13 protein-coding genes are annotated in these 18379 nt (G+C 60.7%); 3 read left to right on the top strand and 10 right to left on the bottom strand.

Features of this window, described 5'->3' with window-relative positions; translation table 11 throughout:
- Positions 1 to 48 precede the first annotated feature (48 nt).
- From QWJ34_RS05005 to QWJ34_RS04970, 8 genes are all read right to left on the bottom strand, one after another.
- A complete protein-coding gene (locus QWJ34_RS05005) occupies positions 49 to 894 on the bottom strand; it encodes a glutamate ABC transporter substrate-binding protein (RefSeq protein WP_302725977.1) in 846 nt (281 codons plus the stop codon).
- A gap of 44 nt (positions 895 to 938) precedes the next feature.
- The gene (locus QWJ34_RS05000; protein WP_302725976.1) at positions 939 to 1667 is read right to left on the bottom strand and encodes an amino acid ABC transporter ATP-binding protein; all 729 of its coding nucleotides are present in this window, start codon (positions 1665 to 1667) and stop codon (positions 939 to 941) included.
- A 275-nt stretch (positions 1668 to 1942) separates the two neighbouring features.
- Entirely contained in the window at positions 1943 to 4096 is a 2154-nt protein-coding gene (locus QWJ34_RS04995; protein WP_302725975.1) for an HD domain-containing phosphohydrolase, read from the bottom strand.
- Between the two features lie 64 nt (positions 4097 to 4160).
- Positions 4161 to 4472: an STAS domain-containing protein gene (locus tag QWJ34_RS04990; protein ID WP_302725974.1), complete on the bottom strand. Its 312-nt coding sequence runs from the start codon at positions 4470 to 4472 to the stop codon at positions 4161 to 4163.
- Between the two features lie 79 nt (positions 4473 to 4551).
- Positions 4552 to 6753 carry a flagellar assembly protein A gene (locus tag QWJ34_RS04985; protein ID WP_302725973.1) on the bottom strand — a complete coding sequence of 734 codons (2202 nt, stop codon included), beginning with the start codon at positions 6751 to 6753 and terminating at the stop codon, positions 4552 to 4554.
- A gap of 65 nt (positions 6754 to 6818) precedes the next feature.
- Positions 6819 to 7949, bottom strand: coding sequence for a PP2C family protein-serine/threonine phosphatase (locus QWJ34_RS04980; protein ID WP_302725972.1), 1131 nt, complete (start codon positions 7947 to 7949; stop codon positions 6819 to 6821).
- Positions 7950 to 8437: 488 nt separating this feature from the next.
- Positions 8438 to 8977, bottom strand: coding sequence for a chromate transporter (locus QWJ34_RS04975; RefSeq protein WP_302725971.1), 540 nt, complete (start codon positions 8975 to 8977; stop codon positions 8438 to 8440).
- A 12-nt stretch (positions 8978 to 8989) separates the two neighbouring features.
- Complete coding sequence (locus QWJ34_RS04970) at positions 8990 to 9637, bottom strand: chromate transporter (protein WP_302725970.1); 648 nt, start codon at positions 9635 to 9637, stop codon at positions 8990 to 8992.
- Between the two features lie 283 nt (positions 9638 to 9920).
- On the opposite strand from QWJ34_RS04970, the gene QWJ34_RS04965 reads away from it, so the two are divergent.
- Entirely contained in the window at positions 9921 to 11108 is a 1188-nt protein-coding gene (locus QWJ34_RS04965) for an ROK family protein (protein WP_302725969.1), read from the top strand.
- A gap of 10 nt (positions 11109 to 11118) precedes the next feature.
- On the opposite strand, the gene QWJ34_RS04960 is transcribed toward QWJ34_RS04965, so the two are convergent.
- Together QWJ34_RS04960 and QWJ34_RS04955 are read right to left on the bottom strand one after the other, a co-directional pair.
- Positions 11119 to 12129, bottom strand: coding sequence for a formylglycine-generating enzyme family protein (locus tag QWJ34_RS04960; RefSeq protein WP_302725968.1), 1011 nt, complete (start codon positions 12127 to 12129; stop codon positions 11119 to 11121).
- Between the two features lie 89 nt (positions 12130 to 12218).
- The gene (locus QWJ34_RS04955) at positions 12219 to 13097 is read right to left on the bottom strand and encodes a helix-turn-helix transcriptional regulator (protein ID WP_302725967.1); all 879 of its coding nucleotides are present in this window, start codon (positions 13095 to 13097) and stop codon (positions 12219 to 12221) included.
- A 241-nt stretch (positions 13098 to 13338) separates the two neighbouring features.
- Here QWJ34_RS04955 and QWJ34_RS04950 point away from each other — a divergent pair, with 241 nt between their 5' ends.
- Positions 13339 to 15375, top strand: coding sequence for a glycoside hydrolase family 127 protein (locus QWJ34_RS04950; protein ID WP_302725966.1), 2037 nt, complete (start codon positions 13339 to 13341; stop codon positions 15373 to 15375).
- Between the two features lie 356 nt (positions 15376 to 15731).
- A complete protein-coding gene (locus tag QWJ34_RS04945; protein ID WP_302725965.1) occupies positions 15732 to 18308 on the top strand; it encodes a beta-L-arabinofuranosidase domain-containing protein in 2577 nt (858 codons plus the stop codon).
- Positions 18309 to 18379: the final 71 nt, after the last annotated feature.

Below are 18379 nucleotides of genomic sequence, written 5' to 3'. Positions count from 1 at the left end.
TCCGGACCGTTCAGTGCCCGCGGCTTCGATTCCGGCGTCGGCTGCGCTTTATTCGGCCGCCGGTTCTTTGCCGATCCATTTTTTGTACATTTCGTTGTAGGAACCGTCGGACTTCATATCGGCGAGTCCTTTATTGACCGCTTCGACCAGCGTCGTCTCGCCTTTCTTCACCGCGATTCCGTAAGGCTCGTCGGAGAACGGCTCGCCGACCACTTCGTAGTTCGGGTCCTGCGCGGCCATGCCGTACAGGATCGCGTCGTCGGTCGTCAGCGCGTCGCCCTGCCCCGCTTTGAGCGCGTTGAACGCATCCTGGTAATTATCGAACTGGAGCACTTTGACGCCCGGCACTTTGGCTTCGATATTGGCGATCGACGTCGCGCCTTTGGACGCCATAACCGTCGTATCCGCCGTTACGTCGTCGATCCCGGCGATCGGGCTGCCTTTTTTGACGAGCAGCGATTGGCCGGCTTGAAAATACACATCGGAAAAATCCACTTCCTTCTTACGCTCGTCCGTAATCGTCATCGTCGCGACAACCATGTCGATATCGCCGTTATTGAGCATCGGGATGCGCGTTTTGGACGTAACTTCTTTCAATTCCACTTTGCTTTCGTCGCCGAGTATACTTTTGGCCAGCGCGTGCGCCATATCCACATCGAAGCCCTGAACCTCGCCGCTTGCCGGATCTTTCAGGCCGAACAGCTTGGTATCGTATTTGACGCCGACGACCAGTTTACCGCGTTCCTTGATCGCGTCGAGCTGCGAACCGGCGGAACCCGCGGCTTCGCCCGATGCGTTTGTGCCTCCGGTCGTGCTGCATGCGCCCAGCAGGGCGGACAGCGAGAACAAACCGGCCAGCAGAACGGCGGACATCTTTTTTGTGCGTTTGGTCATGGAATATACCCCTTTTCTCCATAAATTGTTGAAAGCGACAACGGTCAGTGATTAAGCAAACGGCTCAGAAACAATCGGGCCCGTTCTTCCTGCGGCGCGGAGAAAAACTGTTCCGGCGGCGCTTCTTCCACGATCCGGCCCCGGTCCATAAACACGACGCGATCCGCCACCTCGCGGGCGAAGCCCATCTCGTGCGTGACCACGACCATCGTCATGCCTTCGCGCGCCAGCGCCTTCATCACATCGAGCACTTCGCCGACCATCTCGGGATCGAGCGCCGACGTCGGTTCGTCGAACAGCATGATCTGCGGCTTCATCGCAAGTCCTCTTGCAATCGCCACCCGCTGCTGCTGGCCGCCGGAAAGCTGCGACGGGAAAGACTGCGCTTTATCGGCGATTCCGACTTTCTCCAGATAATGCATGGCGGTCTTCTCCGCTTCCGATTTGGAGACGCCGAGCGCCTTGATCGGCGCGAGCGTAATGTTGTCGATCACTTTTTTGTGCGGATACAGATTGAAATGCTGAAAGACCATTCCGATATTGCGGCGCAGTTTGTTGAGATCCGTTTTCCGTTCATCGACCCTTATGCCGTTAACCGTCAGCGTTCCGCTGTTCGTTTCTTCCAGCCGATTGATGCAGCGCAGCATCGTGCTTTTGCCCGATCCCGAAGGTCCAAGCACCACTACGACTTCTCCGGCCTTTACATGTAAGCTTATATTACTCAAAACTTGAAAATCTCCATAAAACTTATCCACTTCATGAAATTCAATCATGTTTCTCTCCTTTCCGACTCTTCTTTTTATTTAAAATCCTATATTTGAGTCAGTTTTTCTTACATTTCATTTAATCATAGAATACGCCTATAGGAAACTACAAGATCCGACGTTTACTTTTTTAAAATTAAAGAAAAAATGCAAGAAAAGAACGCATTTGTACAAACAGTAGGCCCGATTATCAAAAAAAGCGCGAAAAAAAGACGGCTCTTGAATAAGAGACCGTCTCTGAATTTGCGTATTTTCCAGCTTTGAAATCAAGCTTTGCCTATCCCCTACTCCGCCCGGCGCAGAGCCGTGGCGTTCTCGCCCGAAAGCGTCCGGCGTTCGCCCGGTCCGAAAGCCGGCAGCGAAGCGGAAAGCTCGCTTTCCCGGGCCGGCTCGGCCGCCGGGAAAACGTCGTCGAATTCCATCAGCAGCAGCGTGCCGCCGCGGTCGGTGTACAGGAACACGCGCTCCGCCGACGCATACATCACCGCAAAGCCTCTTCCCAGCGAGCGCTTGCTGCTGTAGCCGACCAGAAAAGTTTTGGGCAGCTCGTGCAGCGGGATGCCCGAACCCTGGTCGCGAATCAGCACCTGGAGGGAATCGCCGGAACGCAGAACGGTCACTTCGCCGCCGGTCGCATGCTTGAGCAGGTTCGTCGCCGCTTCCGATACCGCAAGCTTCACTTTCATCGAGCGCTTCGGATCGTCGGCGGGCATAAAGCGCGCGGCCATATCCCGCGCGGGACCGACATCCGGCCGGCCTTCGACCTTCAGCAGATCCAGTCTGCCGCCCAGCCGCTCGGACACTTCGCCGGCCGTCAGACACAGCGTGACGCGTCCTTCCGACAGCGCGCCGATCACTTCGCGGTACGAGCGCAGCGTGTCTTCGTTCAGCTTTTCCCGATAAGCGATAGCCGGCGTAATATCCGTCAGCACGATCCGCACTTCCCCGTGCTCCGGGTAGAAATGCGCTTCGTACGTCTTGCCTTCGCTGCGCAGGATTTCGTAAAAAGAAACCTGCTGCGATTCGGCTCTGCGGGCCAGCGGCACAAGCGATTCTTCGAGCGCCGGCTGTTCCAGTCCGTACAGCAGCCCGTCCGAAGACAGCTTGAGCATCGCGCTCGTGCCGACGAACGAACCGCTTTCTTCTTCCGCAACCTCCGCGGCGCTTTCCTGCGCCGGTTTTGGGGCCGAATCGGCCGAAGCCGGTTCCGCGGCGAGCATATCGCGCAGCCAGAGCAGGAAAGAACGGTCGATTGCGCCGGCGAGGGCCGGATCGAGTTCTTTGCCCGCCAGTTTGTTCAACCGGGCCGCGACTTTCTCGTCGTCGGTTTCCTGCCGCAGCAGATGCTCCAGTCGGCTGCACAGGGCGAGAATCCGCGATTCGTACGGAATCTCCTCGCCTTTCAGCCCGTCCGGAAAGCCTTTGCCGTCATAGCGTTCGTGATGGTGCCGGACCCACTTCGCCATCTCGTCGCTTTGCATGATCGTGCGGATAATATCGGCGCCCTTCTCGCTGTGGGACTGATATTCCCGCTCCTCCGACAGGGACAGCGCGCCGCGCTTGTTGAACAGATAAGCGGGCAGCGCCGATTTGCCGATATCGTGCTGAATCGCGACCTGGATAAAGTCGCGCTTCTTCTCGCGCGGATAAGCGATGCTGTCGAGCACATGATCGGCGATCACGCCGGTGCGCCGGCCGTGTCCTTCCATATCCGGCGAGAGCCGTTCTTCGAACAGCAGCGCGAAACGCTCGAACGTCCGGCGCCAGCCCGTCACTTCGCGCAGGTACACCCTGGAGAAGTACAAGATAAAGAACAGCAGCAGTCCCGTGTAAGCCAGCTCGTAGAACGTTCCGTTGCGCGCCAGGTTCTCCAGGAAATGCGGAATTACCACAATACACAGCAGGATCGGCACCGGCGCTTCGCGCAGACGGTTGCGGATTCCCGCGATAATCGGCGTGCCGTACGCGGCCCGGCGCACGACAGCGGTCAAAGGAATCTTGACGCATTTGTACGCGAGGGCGACAGCCGCCGCCTGGACGTAGATCGAAGCGTGATCGAACAAAGGCAGCCGCACAACCAGAGCCGCGGCCAGCATGCACACGGTATAGATGCACGTCCGAAGCATCCAGCGCGCCGGATCGAACAAAGGCAGCCGAAGCCTGGACTGCCGCAGTTCGTTGACCAGGCAGCTGATCAAGATGCACACCGCCGCCGTGTAAGGACCGAAACCGATCAGCAGGGACAGATAGCCGATCAGGCTCGCTCCGAATTCGTCACCGCTGATCAGCCGGATCGGGAACAGATCGAGCAGCAGCGTAACCGCCAGGATCGGCAGCACCTGGGTCCAGTTCACCTGACCCGATCCCATGGCCAGGAGCGCCCCGTATAGACAGCCGGCCAGCGTCCAGGCCGGGTAATACCCGATTTTTGCATTCATCTCCGCTTACCTCTCACTCGAATAGAATACCTGCCGTCCGGCGCTTGTCCGATCTGCAGGCGGATCAGCCGAACACTTCCTCCCCGAGAATCTCGTGGATTTGCAGCAGTTCGAACACTTCCATCACTTCCGGCCGGACCGCTTCGATGCGAACGTTTCGTTCGGCTTCGCGCAGTTCGTCGACCATGCGGATAATCAGGCCGATCCCCGAAGAATCGACGAAATACACTTCTCCAAAGTTCAGCCGAATGCTCGAATACGCCGACACGGCCGGCAAAATGTCTTCTTCGACCACTTCGCTGCTATCGATGTCGATATCGCCCTCGAACATGACAATCGCTTCCTGCCCGTTTTCCTGAATTTTGTAAGCGAACATATAATCCGGGACCTCCCAGCAATTTGATAAAGTTTGATTTAAGATCGGTGATGCAGCGGGCCGTGCTTCCGCCGGCCGTTCAGAACAGCAGCAGTTCGCCGGACGGACTCAATCTCGCGTTCACGTTCTGCGCTTCTTCGACAAACTGGAACGAACGGCTGCCCACCTGGACGACGGTTCCTTCCAGCACCCGGACCGCTTTGACGAAAGCCGTATCCGGCACCTGCAGCTTGGTCGCGACGCCGCCGGGAGCCCCCACTTCGCGGATGCTCATTCCGCGGCCGGCGAAGTAGACGCCGCCGCGCAGCGTGCCGCCGGATTCGAGAATCCCCTGGCAGAACAGCATCGTGTTGTAAGCGCCCCGGGCGGAGCGCACGCCGCCGCCGCAGTAGATATGGCTGTTGTGGGCATACTGAAGATCGATAAAGATCGGGCGATCCTGCGGTCCGCAGATAGAGCCGTACAGATCCAGCGTGCGGCGGCGGAACGCGTCCAGCTCGGACGGTCCGCGGAAGCCGCCGCTTCTGGCGTCGAAGAAACCGTGCTTCAACTCCGCCACATAAGCTTTCCACTCGTCTTCAAGCTGGGTTTCGTTCTTGTCCATCTGCTGCATAAATTGGGTCAGCGTCTGGTTCAGCGACTTGAACTTGCCCCGCAGCAGCACGCTGAGCAGAGCGCCCAGCCCCGCCTGCTGCAGGTCGTTCAGCTTGAACGCCGCGGTCTGGCCCAGTTGGCCGATCGCCGATTGCAGCAGCTGCGTTTGCGAAGCGATCTCCAGCAGCAGGGGCTCGATTTCTTGAAGAAACGCATTGCCTTTGCCCACATTGACTTTGGCGCCGATCAGATTGCCCGCGGTCAGCGAGTAGGAAGCGTCGACGGCCGCCGATCCGATCGTGCCTTTGACGGTCAGGCTGCCGAACGCTTCGACCTCCATGCCGTTCTGGATGCCGCCCGATACTTCCACGTCGCCGCGAAAACGGATATTGCCCGACTTCAAGTCGACGTCCCCGCGCTGGACCAGCTTGGGCAGGATCGACAGATGGATGCGGATGCCCTGCTTCTTGAGCTGCGGCATGCCGGATACCAGCGCGACGGCGCGTCTGCCGTCTTCCGTTACCGATACGCCTTTGCCGGCCATCAGCTGTACGGCGTTAACCGCTCTCGGCTCCACCGGCCGGTCGAGCAGATCGCGTCCAGGCCGGCCCGGACGCGGCGGCAGCGTGCGGACCAGCACCTGCCCTTCGGTTACGTTCGGAAACTCGATGATCTCGCGGTAATCGATCGTGCCGTCTTCGCGGCTCTGCGGACCGAGACGCTTGGTTTCGGTCTCGAACGTCAGCTCGAATTTGCCGTCCGCGCCTTCGACGGCGGGAGTTCCTTCCGCCACCACGAACATGCCGGGCGTTTCGGAAGCGCAGGCCGCGGCGATGCGGTCGCCGCGAACGCCGTAGACTACGCCGAGTTCAAGCAGCCGCTCGCGGACCGCTTCGGCCGGAAGCGGCAGCGGCGTCCGGGTTTCTTCCACCGGTACGACGAGATGCGGACGCGGTTCGCTGTCGAGCAAAGTAAAGGTGCGGGCAAAAGCGGGACGAAACTGTAGCTTCGCCTGCATCGCTTTGTCGTCGAGTTCGAGCGTCCATACCGGTTCCTCGGGCTCCGGCCGGGTTTCCAGCGTAATCCGGTCCTCCGGAGCGACCGATACTTTGTCTTCGATCGGCGTTCCGTTCTTGTACATCAGAACGCCGGCCGGAGGCGTGAGCAGCGGATGGCTGCCTCCCGTCGCTTCGATCACGAACCGCCCGCCGACGATGCCGATCGAAGCTTCCTGCGCCGCAGTCTCCGGCGTTCCGGACGCGGAGGCAAGCTCGGTCGCAACCGAGACCGGCGCGGACGCTGCCGGGGAAGCGGACTCGCGCCGCTCCGCCGAGCCGTCTCTTCCCAACCCGGCAGTCTCCGCAGGACGCGCAGCCTGCTCCAAGAAACCAGGCGAGGCGGCGGGCGGCGCACCCGGATCGGCCGGCGGTTCTCCCGAGCGCGGCGCTTCCGCGGCCTCGGAAGCGGCGCCAGTCGAAGAGGGAGACGGTGTTTGCGCCGCGGCCGAAGCCGGCGGCAGCACAACGACCTTGACGACGGCCAACTTCCCTCCCAGCCCGAGCATCCCCCGGCCTCCCGGCTCCAGGATTTCGATCTGTACCGTTTCCCGGGAAACGGCCAGCAGTTTCAGCGCTTCTTCCACCGCCATTTCGGCGCTTTTCGCTCTTGTAATAATGGATCTTTCCATCGGGACTCATTCTCCTTTCCCGCAACGATGCAATTTAACTTTAAAAAATAACGGCCGGGGCTTTGTTATCCCAGCTGGATCGATACGATGCAAACGTCGTCTTCCTTGCCGCGCCCGCGTTCGGCCAACTTCTCGGTAAAGCGTTCGTTCGGCAGATAGCGGATGCGGGAAGAATAAGTTTCCAGCTCGCGGATTCCGTCGCGGATCGACGCTCTCGGCGTCTCCACCAGCCCGTCGGTATAAAGCAGGATCTTGGACGCGCCGTCGAAACGGCAAACGCCGCTTTCACCCTTGAGCGTCTTGCGCAGCCCGAGCGGAACGCCGGTTCCTTCCAGATACTGCGCCGGCCGGTCTTCGCAAAACAGCAGTCCCGGCGGATGGCCGGCATTGAAATAACGGATTTCTCCGGCCGGAATATCGATCAGCAGATAAATTGCGGTCAGGTAAACCGCTCCTCGCTTGCCGCCGAACAAGCTGAGAATTTGCTTGTTGAGCTCTCGGCATACTTCGACCGGCTCGGCCAGGCGCTTGACCATGCCGGCAAGCAGCGAACGGACCGACATGCTGATCAGCGCCGAAGACAGGCCGTGCCCGGCCACGTCGATCAGGATCACGCCGCAGCGGTTCTCGTCGATCCGCGTCCAGTAGAACATGTCGCCCGATACTTCGTCGGATTGAATATACTGGCTGTGAATCTGGATATCCGGTTCGACGAACGGCGGCGGCAGCACGCTTTTCTGCACGCGTTTCGCCAGATGAAGCTCTTTGATGAGGCCGGTTTCCCGGCTTTTGCGAATATCGGTCTCCTGCTTGAGCCGAATCGCCGACTGCACGCGGGCCAGCAGTTCGTATTCGGGCGCTCCTTTTTCGATAAAATCCATACCGCCCGCCCCGAACGCTTCTTTGAAATGCCTGCGGTCCCCCGTGAGGAAAATAATCGGCAGGTCGCTGTAAGGCGGACAGTTCTTGATCAGCCGGCAGGCTTCGATTCCGTCCATGTCCGGCATGACGATATCCAGCAGAATCAGGTCGAACGGAGCGGCTTTGCGCGGAACTTTTCCGCCGTCCATACCCAGGCGCTCCAGCGCGGCTTCCGCCGAGTAAGCCGTCTGGATATCTTCGTAGCCGGCTTCGGTCAGCACATGCCGGAGGTAAGCCAGGTTCAGCATGGAATCATCGACGATTAATATGCTCATGGCGCTTCTCCTTCGCCGCAGAATCGTAAATCCCGACCGGCGCATCCCGCGGCTCACTCCCTGCCGTCGGCGCTCCGGATTCCGGTTTATCTATATCATCGACACGGTTCGGGCGATTGTTGAGCGTTTAATTGTGTGAGGTAAAAAAAAGATCCGGTTCCTTTGGGGGAACCGGATCTTCGGGTTTACACAAAAGTCCTATTCGTAGTAGAAGCTTAGGGGCTGCGGAGAAAATTCGTTTCGGTCGCGTGTTGAAACCAGGAAGTTTGATTAGATTTCAGGGGTATCTTCCCGGTTTCAAAGGCGAACGCCAAGTCTCCTACACGAAATTTTCTCCTCCGCTTATTAGCTTCGCTGTGAAAAGAACTTTTCCGACCCCTTAAAAGATCCCGTTCCTTGCAGAAACCGGAGCTTTTAAGGGTGTGGAGAAAGAAGTTCCTGTTCGTAACAGAAGTGCAATGCTGCACCATTGGCGGCCCGGGCGGAATTCAGAATATGACGATGCCGGCGGCGGCGGAGATCAGGATCACGGCGAAGGGGTGCCATTTGTATTTGACGATCGCAAGCAGGCAGCCGGCGCAGATGAGCAGCATACCGAGCGTTTGCCAGCCGAGCAGGCCGCCGGCTTCCGCGCGGCCGCCGAAGCCGAAATGGATCGCGGCGTATACGATCAGCGCGGTCACGATCGGGCGCAGGCCGTAGAACGCCGAACGGACGCCGAGGCTGTGCTGAAGTTTGACGAAAAAAGCGGCGAGCAGCACGACCAGCAGCATCGAAGGCAGGATAATGCCGGTGGTGGCAATCAGGGCGCCGGGCATACCGGCCTGCTGGTAGCCGATCAGCGTGGCGCTGTTGGTGGCGATCGATCCGGGGGCCATGCCGGCCAGCGATCCGATCTCCTGAAACCGCTCGGCTCCCATCCAGCCTTTATGATCGACTTCGCGCTGGATCAGGCTCATGACCGCGTAGCCTCCGCCGAAAGCCATGCAGCCGACTTTGAAAAAAAGAACAAAAAGCTCCCAAAGCATAACGTCCACCTTCTAAATATAGTATTCGGGCATCATCGCCGAGCTGTCCAATTCCTGCGTTCCCGGTTCCGTGCGCACGTCCGGACGTTTCAGTCTGCGGATGGCGACCACGGCCGCCCCGATCGCCGGACCGCCGAGAATCAGCCAGATCGAGTGCAGATTCGTAAACAGCAGAATCGCCAGAGCGGCCGCGGCCAGGGTATACGTCGCGACATCGAACAGCGAAGAACGCGCCATTTTCCAGGCCGCGACCAGAATGAGGGCGACGACCGCCGCATGAACGCCTTTGAGCGCCGCTTCGACTTTGGGATTGTCTTTGAACAGAGCGTAAGTGAGGCTGAGCAGCAGCACGACGACCAGCGTCGGCAGCGTAATGCCGGTCACGGCCGCCAGCGCGCCGATTACTCCGCCGAGCCGGTAGCCGATAAAAGCGGCCGCGTTGACCGCGACCCCGCCCGGCGCCGAGCCGGCCACGGAGATCATGTCTCCCATCTCGCTTTTGTCCATCCAGCCTTTGCGGTCCACGATTTCTTTTTCGATCGTGGCGATCATGGCATAGCCTCCGCCGAAGGTGGACGGGCCGATCTTGCAGAACACGGCGAAAATTTGCGGAATCAGCCTTAGCCGGGACGTCCCGCTGGGCTGTAAAACCAATTTCATTTCTTCTCCTCCTTCCTTTAACACTTTTTCCGAACCGATTGTCTTATTCATTATACCGCATTAATTCCAAAATGAATTTAAGTTTTCGAAATAATTTTATTTTTCGTCATAAAATCGAATTAAACGTTTGAAAACGACCTGAATTTTCAGAATATGATTAAAGTAAATCTTTTTTTGGTATTAAGTAGATTATTCCTATGCTTTTAGTGTAGTAAACCTCATGGTGTTTCCCGTATAATGAAATGAACCCGACTTATTAACTCGGAAATGGAGAGGTTTAGTCATGATCACCCGTACCCGGCCTTCGATCAAAAAAGAAGTGTACCGCCGAATCCTTCGTCTCGGCACGGTATCCAAAGCCGACCTGATGCAGGATTTTTCGATAACCAGCAGCAGCATGACCCGGCTGCTCGACGATATGACCGCGCAAAATATGATTCGCATCTCCGGATTGGGGAACTCGACGGGAGGGCGCAAACCGATCCTGTTCCAGACCAATCCGACTTACCGCTATCTGTTCGGTCTTGAGATTTCACGGATTTATTCGACGCTCGGCCTGTACGACATGCACCTGAATCCGCTGGAGTCCAAACGCTGGAAAATGGATGCGCAGATGACGCCGGCCAAACTGGTCGAGGCGGTGGGCGAAGAAGCGGAGAAATGGCTTGCCGGCAGGGAGCTGACGCCGGGCGATATCCTCGGAGCGGGAGTCGGGGCGGTCGGTCCGCTCGATCGCGCAAACGGAATTATCAAACGGGGCGAGTTTTTTCAAGCCGAAGGCTGGAACAACGTGCCGATTCGCGAGCTGCTGGAGCAGCGGCTGAAAGTTCCCGTGCGGATCGACAACGGTTCCAACACGGCTTTGCTCGGCGAACACTGGGCGATGCGCGAAAGCGAAATCCGGCATCTGCTGTATGTCCATGCGGGGGTCGGCATCCGGGCTGCGATGATGTCGGACGGCCGGCTGATTCGCGGCGCGGTCGATCCCGAAGACGCCGTCGGGCAGATGATCGTCGATATCGGAGGTCCGAGATTGGAGGAAAGAGGCAATTACGGAGCCTGGGAAGCGTTCGTATCGGTGCGGGCGCTGGAGAATCGGGTGCGGGCGCAGCTCAAGCTCGGACGCGGCGGTCTGCTTAAAGATCGCGATCCCGAAGACCTCCGCTTCTCCGATCTGGCCGATGCGCTGAACGCGGGCGATACGTTTATGCGCGAGCAGTTCACGGAGACCGCCGCCTATCTGGGCATCGGCCTCGCCAACCTGATCAATATCCTGCATCCCGAATGTATCGTGCTCGGCGGTCCGCTGGTCGAAGCCGCTCCGCTCGTTTACGAAACGGCCGTCGATATCGCGATCAAGAATCTGCCCGGCACAAGCGAATACACGCCGGTTTTTTCCAAAACCAAGCTGCAGGGCAACGCGGTCGCGGCCGGCGGAGCTTTTATGCTGATGAACGAACTCGAATTTTAAAAAAATGAACTCAGCTGTCCGCCGGCCGGTCCGCCGCAACGCGAAATCCCGTGTTGCCCGACGAACTGTCCGGCGTATTGCGCGTTCTCGCGGCCACGCGGTAGCGGTTGCAGTACGAACGATGACACAGATACGAACCGCCGCGCATCGACTTTTCCGCGCCTCCGCCGGTCCCGACCGGATTGACACAGTCGGTGGAGCGGTGATAGCGCGCGTCGAAGTCGTCCGCGCACCATTCCCACACATTGCCCGCCATATTATAGAAGCCGTAGCCGTTCGGTTCGAACGATTCGGCCGGCGCGGTGCCCGCGTAACCGTCTTCGCAGTCGTTGCGAACCGGGAACTGTCCCTGCCAGATGTTGCACATATGCCGCCCGTCCGGCGTCAGTTCGTTTCCCCACGGATATTTCCGCTGCACCAGGCCTCCACGGGCCGCAAACTCCCATTCCGCTTCCGTCGGCAGGCGCATGCCCGCCCACGCGCAGTAAGCCTGGACGTCGTTCCAGCTGACATGCACGACCGGATGGTCCATCCGCTGCTCCACATTCGAGGCCGGTCCTTCCGGACGCCGCCAATCGGCTCCCCGCACCGCTCTCCACCAGGGAGTCTGCACCACGATATTGGCGCGGTCCGCCAGTATATCCTCGGGCAGAAAAAGATGAAACACGAACGACCAGCCGAACCGTTCGGCTTCGGTGCGGTATCCGGTGTCTTCTATAAAAGCGGCGAACTGCCGGTTGGTGACCGCGCTGCGGGCAAGGCGGAAAGGCGATACCGTCACTTCGCGCACCGGCCCTTCCCCGTCCAGCGGAAAACCGTCCGCGTCGTCGGTGCCCATCAGGAACGCGCCGCCGTCCAGGTCGATCAGGTCCGGAAGCGCGGGCCGCTCTCTGCCGCCCTCCGCTCCGCCGCCTTGCGCATCAGATGCGGCCTGCGGTTTTGGATGCGGAATTTCAATAGAAAGTTTCGCGCGTTCGGGCGCGCAGCACGACGATCGATGCGGCTTCTTTTCTTCGTTCATTATCGATTCCTCCTTTTTTCCTGCGATCATCCGGCTGTAAGCCGGAGGCATTGTTCGATTGCTCGATCTTTCAAAAAGTTCGCCGCCGATCAGCGCGTATGCCGCTGCCGGAACCGCAGCGGCGAGACGCCGAAGCGTTCGGCGAAGCGGCGCGAGAAATACGGCGCGGTCTCGAAGCCCACGCGCTCGGCCACCGCGGCCACGGACAGCTCGGTACGCAGCAGCAGAAGCCGCGCCTGCTCCAGCCGGCATTCCGCCAGATATTCCATCGGCGTCAGCCCGTTGACCCTTTTCATGCAGCGGGTCAAATAATTGTAGTGAAAATGCAGCGCCTCCGACAGCGAAGCGCCGGTCAGCGGCTGCGCGTAATGCTCGCGGATATAACTTTCCGTCCGCTCGGCCACGCTCTCCGCCGGACTGCCGCCGGAAGGCTCTCGCCTGCGCAGATCGAGCGCGCGCAGCAGCTCTTCGAACAAACGCTGGCGCTCCCACACCGCGCCGGACAAACTGCGCTCGGCCAGCCGCAGCAGACGCTCCCCTTCCCCGCTTCCGCCCGGCGCGCCCGGAAGGGCCCCGAACTGCGGCAGGCGGATCGTATAAGGCGGCGTCCCGAACCGGTCCGCGTGCTGTTCGCGGTCCACCAAGACCGGCCCGCCTTCTTCGCCGATCCGCCATTCGCCCAGCGTGCGGAAATGAATCCAGACAAAGCTCGTTTCCCGTTCGCACGGCCGGACCGAATAATGGTAGCGATCGGGCAGCAGCAGAAGCGCCCGCCCGGCTCCGGCTGTCCAGCTCCGCTCTTCTTCCCCGATAAACAATTCGCCCCGCTCGACCAGGATCAGATCGAACATGCCGAGATTGCGGCGGTTCGGATGGCTGTCGCCCGGAGCGTATACGGTGCGTCCGCATTCCAGAAAATACGGAAACGGCGGCGCGGCGAGGTGAATGACAGGCGATGGATTCGGCATATTCGTTCTTCCTTTTCTCGTGACGTCCCGCGTTATCCGTCCGCTTGATCCGTTTCTGCCCGAATCCGATCTCGTCCAGTGTGAAATCGGACAAAAAATCGGGAGATTTAAGCGGTCGTTTCCTGTACATTGTACGGAATATAATGAAGATATGCCAGGAACGAATCGCGCATTTCGCCCGCCGGCCCCAAGCCGCGGCGCAGTAATGAAAGCGAAATCATGCTTCGAAAGGAAGAAAACCATGAATTCCAATTCCGCAAATTCAGGCTCCGCGAATCTTTCCCGCGCCGGCGCCGACCGCGCATCCCGGGCCGCGGCGGCCTCCGCTTCCTCCGGCGCGTCCCTGAACGACAAGTTCTGGTCCGGCTATACCGATCTGGTCCAAAACGTCGTGATCCCGTACCAATACGAAGCGCTGCACGACCGCGCGGAAGGCGCGGAACCCAGCGGCGCGGTGCGCAATTTCGAGATTGCCGCAGGACGCGCCGAAGGGCAGTTCCACGGCTGGGTGTTCCAGGACAGCGACGTGGCCAAATGGCTCGAAGCCGTCGGCTATTCGCTGCAAATCCGTCCGGACGCCGATCTCGAACGCCGGGCGGACGAGCTGATCGACCTGATCGCCGAAGCGCAGCAGCCGGACGGCTATCTGAACACGTATTTTACGATCAAGGAGCCCGGCAAACGCTGGACCAATCTGACCGACTGCCACGAGCTGTACTGCGCGGGGCATATGATCGAAGCGGCCGTCGCTTATTACGAAGCGACCGGCAAAGACAAACTGCTCGGCGTCATGCGGCGGATGGTCGATCATATCGAATCCGTATTCGGCCCCGAAGAAGGCAAGCTGCGCGGGTACGACGGCCACCAGGAGATCGAGCTTGCGCTCGTCAAGCTGCACGGGCTGACCGGTGAAGACCGGTATCTGAAATTGGCTTCGTTCTTTATCGACGAGCGCGGGCAGGAACCCAACTTCCTGCGGGAAGAATGGGAACGGCGCGGCAGGGTCGGCCACTTCGATCCGCTTCCGCGCGAACGCCTGGACACGTTCTATTTGCAGGCGCACAAGCCGGTGCGGGAGCAGTCCGAAGCGGTCGGCCACGCCGTGCGCGCCGTCTATATGTATACCGCGATGGCCGATCTCGCCCGGTTGAACGACGACCGCCAACTGGAAGACGCCTGCCGGCGCCTGTGGAACAACGTCGTACACAAACAGATGTACGTCACCGGCGGCATCGGGTCGACGCATCACGGCGAAGCGTTCACGTTCGACTACGATCTGCCCAACGATACGGTATATGCCGAGACCTGCGCGTCGATCGGACTGATCTTTTTCGCGCAGCGCATGCTGCTGCTGGAGCCCAAGAGCGAGTACGCCGACGTGATGGAGCGCGCGCTTTACAACAATGTGCTCGGCTCGATGTCCCAGGACGGCCGGCATTACTTCTACGTCAATCCGCTCGAAGTGTGGCCGCAGGCCTGCTCGCACAATCCGGGCCGCCGGCACGTCAAAGCCGAGCGCCAGGCCTGGTTCGGCTGCGCCTGCTGCCCGCCGAACGTCGCCCGCCTGCTGGCGTCGCTAAACCGCTACGTCTATACGCAGAGCGGCGATACGCTGTACGCCAATCTGTATATCGGCAGCGAATTGTCCGCAAAGCTCGGCGGAACGAACGTCCGAATCTCGCAGCAGGCGGAGCTGCCGTGGAACGGCACGGCTGCTTTCTCGGTGCAGCCGGAGCGGACCGCGCAGTTCGCGCTGGCGCTGCGCGTGCCGGGCTGGTGCCCGGACATGACGGTGCTCGTCAACGGCGAGCCCGTATCCGCGGAGCAAGGCAAGCTGGAGAGCGGCTATCTGGTGCTGCGCCGCGAATGGAGCGGCGGCGACCTTGTGGAAGTGCGCCTGCCGATGCAGGCTCGGCTCGTGTATGCCGATCCTCGTCTGCGCGCCGACGCGCACAAAGCGGCGATCCAGCGCGGGCCGCTGGTCTACTGCGCGGAAAGCGCCGACAACGGCGAGCCGGTGTCTTCGCTGAAGCTGTCGGCGGAAGCGGGCTTCGTCGAGCGCCGGGCCGGCGATCTGCCGGGCGGGGCCGTGGCACTGGAAACGGCCGGACGGCGAACGCTTCCGGCTGCGAACGGCGAAGAAGCGGCGGACGCGCCGCTGTATCGCACGGAACCTCCGCGCAGCGAAGATACGACGATCACGGCCGTGCCTTATTATCTGTGGGGCAACCGCGGCGCCGGCGAGATGGCCGTCTGGCTTCCGGTTTCCGGGGATTGACGATCGGAAGCCCGAAGCGGCCGGTCGTTAAGTTTCGCCAAACATAAGCGGGATTCCCTGCTCCGTTCGCCGCAACCGGCGAACGGAGTTTTTGGCGCTTCTGCCTGTTTTGACACCCGCTTCGGTCGAAACAAGCTTTCGACCTCGCGGCTCAGAATGCGCGCCGCGCGCGGCTTGACGGCGTTTCGTCCGTTCGTTTCCGGTTTTTCCGCTTCGTATTTGCCGATTTTTCGGCGCAAGCCTCCAACGTTTTGACACTGATTCGAACGTTGGGCTATTTACCCTCCCGCGGGCGGCCGGTAAGCTGGGGAAGACAAGACTTTCATATCCTATCTTGATAAACGGGGAGAACTGCCATGCCGATCGAATATTCCGCTCCGCCGCTTGCGCTGACCGGGTTCCGTCCGGACCGGGTCCGCATCGCCGACGCTTATCTGAACAATGCTTTCGACCGCGAAATCCGCTATCTGAAAAACTACGAACCGGACCGCCTGCTGGCCGGGTTCCGGGAAACGCGCGGGCTTGAGCCGCTCGCGGCCAAATATCCCGGCTGGGAAAGCACCGAGATCCGCGGCCATACGCTCGGCCATTACCTGAAAGCGCTGGCCCAGGCTTACGCCGCCTCCGGCGACGCCGATTTGAAGATCCGGCTGGAACAACTTGCCGCCGGACTGACAGAATGCCAGTTCGACAGCGGCTATCTGTCCGCTTTCCCGGAAGAGCTGTTCGACCGCGTCGAACGCAAACAGCCGGCCTGGGTGCCCTGGTACACGATGCACAAGATCGTCGCCGGACTGACCGCCGCTTACGAAGCGGCCGGAAGCCGCGCGGCGCTGGACATCGCCGCGCGGCTGGGCGGCTGGATCGCCCGCCGCACGGAAGCCTGGACGCCGGAAATCCAGGCGGCGGTGCTCGCCGTCGAATACGGCGGCATGAACGACTGCCTGTACGATTTGTACAAACTGACCGGCGAGCGCGCCCATCTGGACGCCGCGCACCGCTTCGACGAGCTGACGCTGCTGGGTCCGGTGCGCGAAGGGCGCGATATCCTGACCGGCAAGCACGCCAATACGACGATCCCCAAGTTTATCGGCGCGCTGAACCGCTACCGCACGCTCGGCGAGAGCGAGCGCTTCTATCTGGAAGCGGCGCAGCGCTTCTGGGACATGGTCGCCGGGCATCACAGCTATATCACGGGCGGCAACAGCGAATGGGAACATTTCGGCGAGCCGGACAAACTGGACCGCGAGCGCTCCAATTTCACCGCCGAGACCTGCAACACCTACAATATGCTCAAGCTGACGCGCGAGCTGTTTATGCTGAGCGGCGAAGCCAAATACGCGGACTTTTACGAAAATACGTTTCTCAACGCCATCGTCTCGTCGCAGCATCCGCATACGGGCATGACCATGTATTTCCAGCCGATGGCGACCGGCTACTTCAAAGTCTACAGCTCGCCGTTCGAGCACTTCTGGTGCTGCACCGGCACCGGCATGGAAAGCTTCACCAAGCTGAACGACAGCTTGTACTTCCAAGATGGCGACGGCATCCTCGTCCACCAGTATATCTCCTCGGAACTGGACGCCGAGGACGAATTCGGCCTGCGCCTGACGCAGCGCTCCGCCCTGCCGGAGCGCGAGACGGCCGGCTTCGTCGTCTCGCTTGCGCGGCCGCAGACCGCGCCGGTCTCGCTCCGCTTCCGCCTGCCGGACTGGCTGGCCGGCGAAGCGGAGCTGACGCTCAACGGCGAGCGCGCGCCGCTGCGCGCGCAGGGCGGCTTCGCCGCCATTCGCCGCGTCTGGGCCGACGGCGACGAGGTCGAGCTGCGCCTGCCGATGACGCTGCGCGCGATCGAGCTGCCGGACGCGCCGCACGCGGTCGCGTTCAAGTACGGCCCGGTCGTGCTCAGCGCGGGGCTCGGCCGAGAAGACATGGCCGAGTCCGCGACCGGCGTCGCGGTGAGCGTGCCGACGAGAAGCATGCTCGTCAAAGACTTTATTACCGTGAGCGGGCATCCCGGCGAATGGCTGGACTCGTTCGAGTCGCGCTGGAAGCGGCGCGGCGAAGCCCTGGAGTTCGCCCTGCGCGGCACCGACGAGGACGAACGGCTGGTGTTCACGCCGCATTACAAGCGGCACGGCGAGCGCTACGGGATCTACTGGCGCATCGTGCAGGCCGATTCGCCGGAACTTCAGCGGCATATCCTGGATGCCAAACGCCGAGGACGCGTGGACGACGCCACCGTCGACAGCCTGCCGGTCGGCAACGACCAGTACGAACTGGAGCACGCGATTCGGGGCGAGCGAACGTTTGTCGACGTCTGGGACGGCAGCACGACCCGCCGCGCCGAAAGCGGCGGGTGGTTCGGGTATACGCTCCGCGTTCGCCCGCGGCGCGAGCACGTGCTGGAAGCGACGTTCTTCTCCGGGCACCGCGGCGACCGGCCGATCGCGATCGAAGCCGGCGGCGCAATCGTCGCGGACGGGATTCCGCCTTCCGCAGCCAGCCGCGGCTTTCACACCCATCGTTATACGCTGCCGGCGGAACTGATCGGCGAACGGGAACAGATCGATGTCGCGTTCCGGGTAAACGGCCAGGAAACAGGCATCTTCGAGGTTCTGCGCATGATGCGGCCGTTCGGCGCCGATCCGTCGCTGCGCCTGCTCGAATTCTCCGCCGGCTCGCTCGACCTCCCGTTCGATCCGGCTATGGCCCGCTGCACTCTTCGGGTTCCCGCGGACACGGCGGAGATTTCTTTCCGCGCCGCCCCGGCCGGCAAATACGGCCTGGTCTACGCAGACGGCGTGCTGATCGAAGACACGCTCCCGCGGTCCGTCCGGCTCGAAGGCGAGCGTACCGTCTTTCGGCTCGGCACCAAAGCCGAAGATCACGAAACGTCTCTCGAGTACGAGATCGAGATCTTGCGCGGCTGAGCGCTTTTTGATTCGCACAAAGAACCTTCGCTTCCCCGCGCAAAGCGGCGGAACCGAAGGTTCTTAGTATG

Origin of the sequence: Saccharibacillus sp. CPCC 101409 (assembly GCF_030518235.1) — a bacterium.
Lineage (GTDB): Bacteria > Bacillota > Bacilli > Paenibacillales > Paenibacillaceae > Saccharibacillus.
Note: the sequence above shows the minus strand (reverse complement) of the source record. Positions and strands in the feature narration are given on the sequence as shown.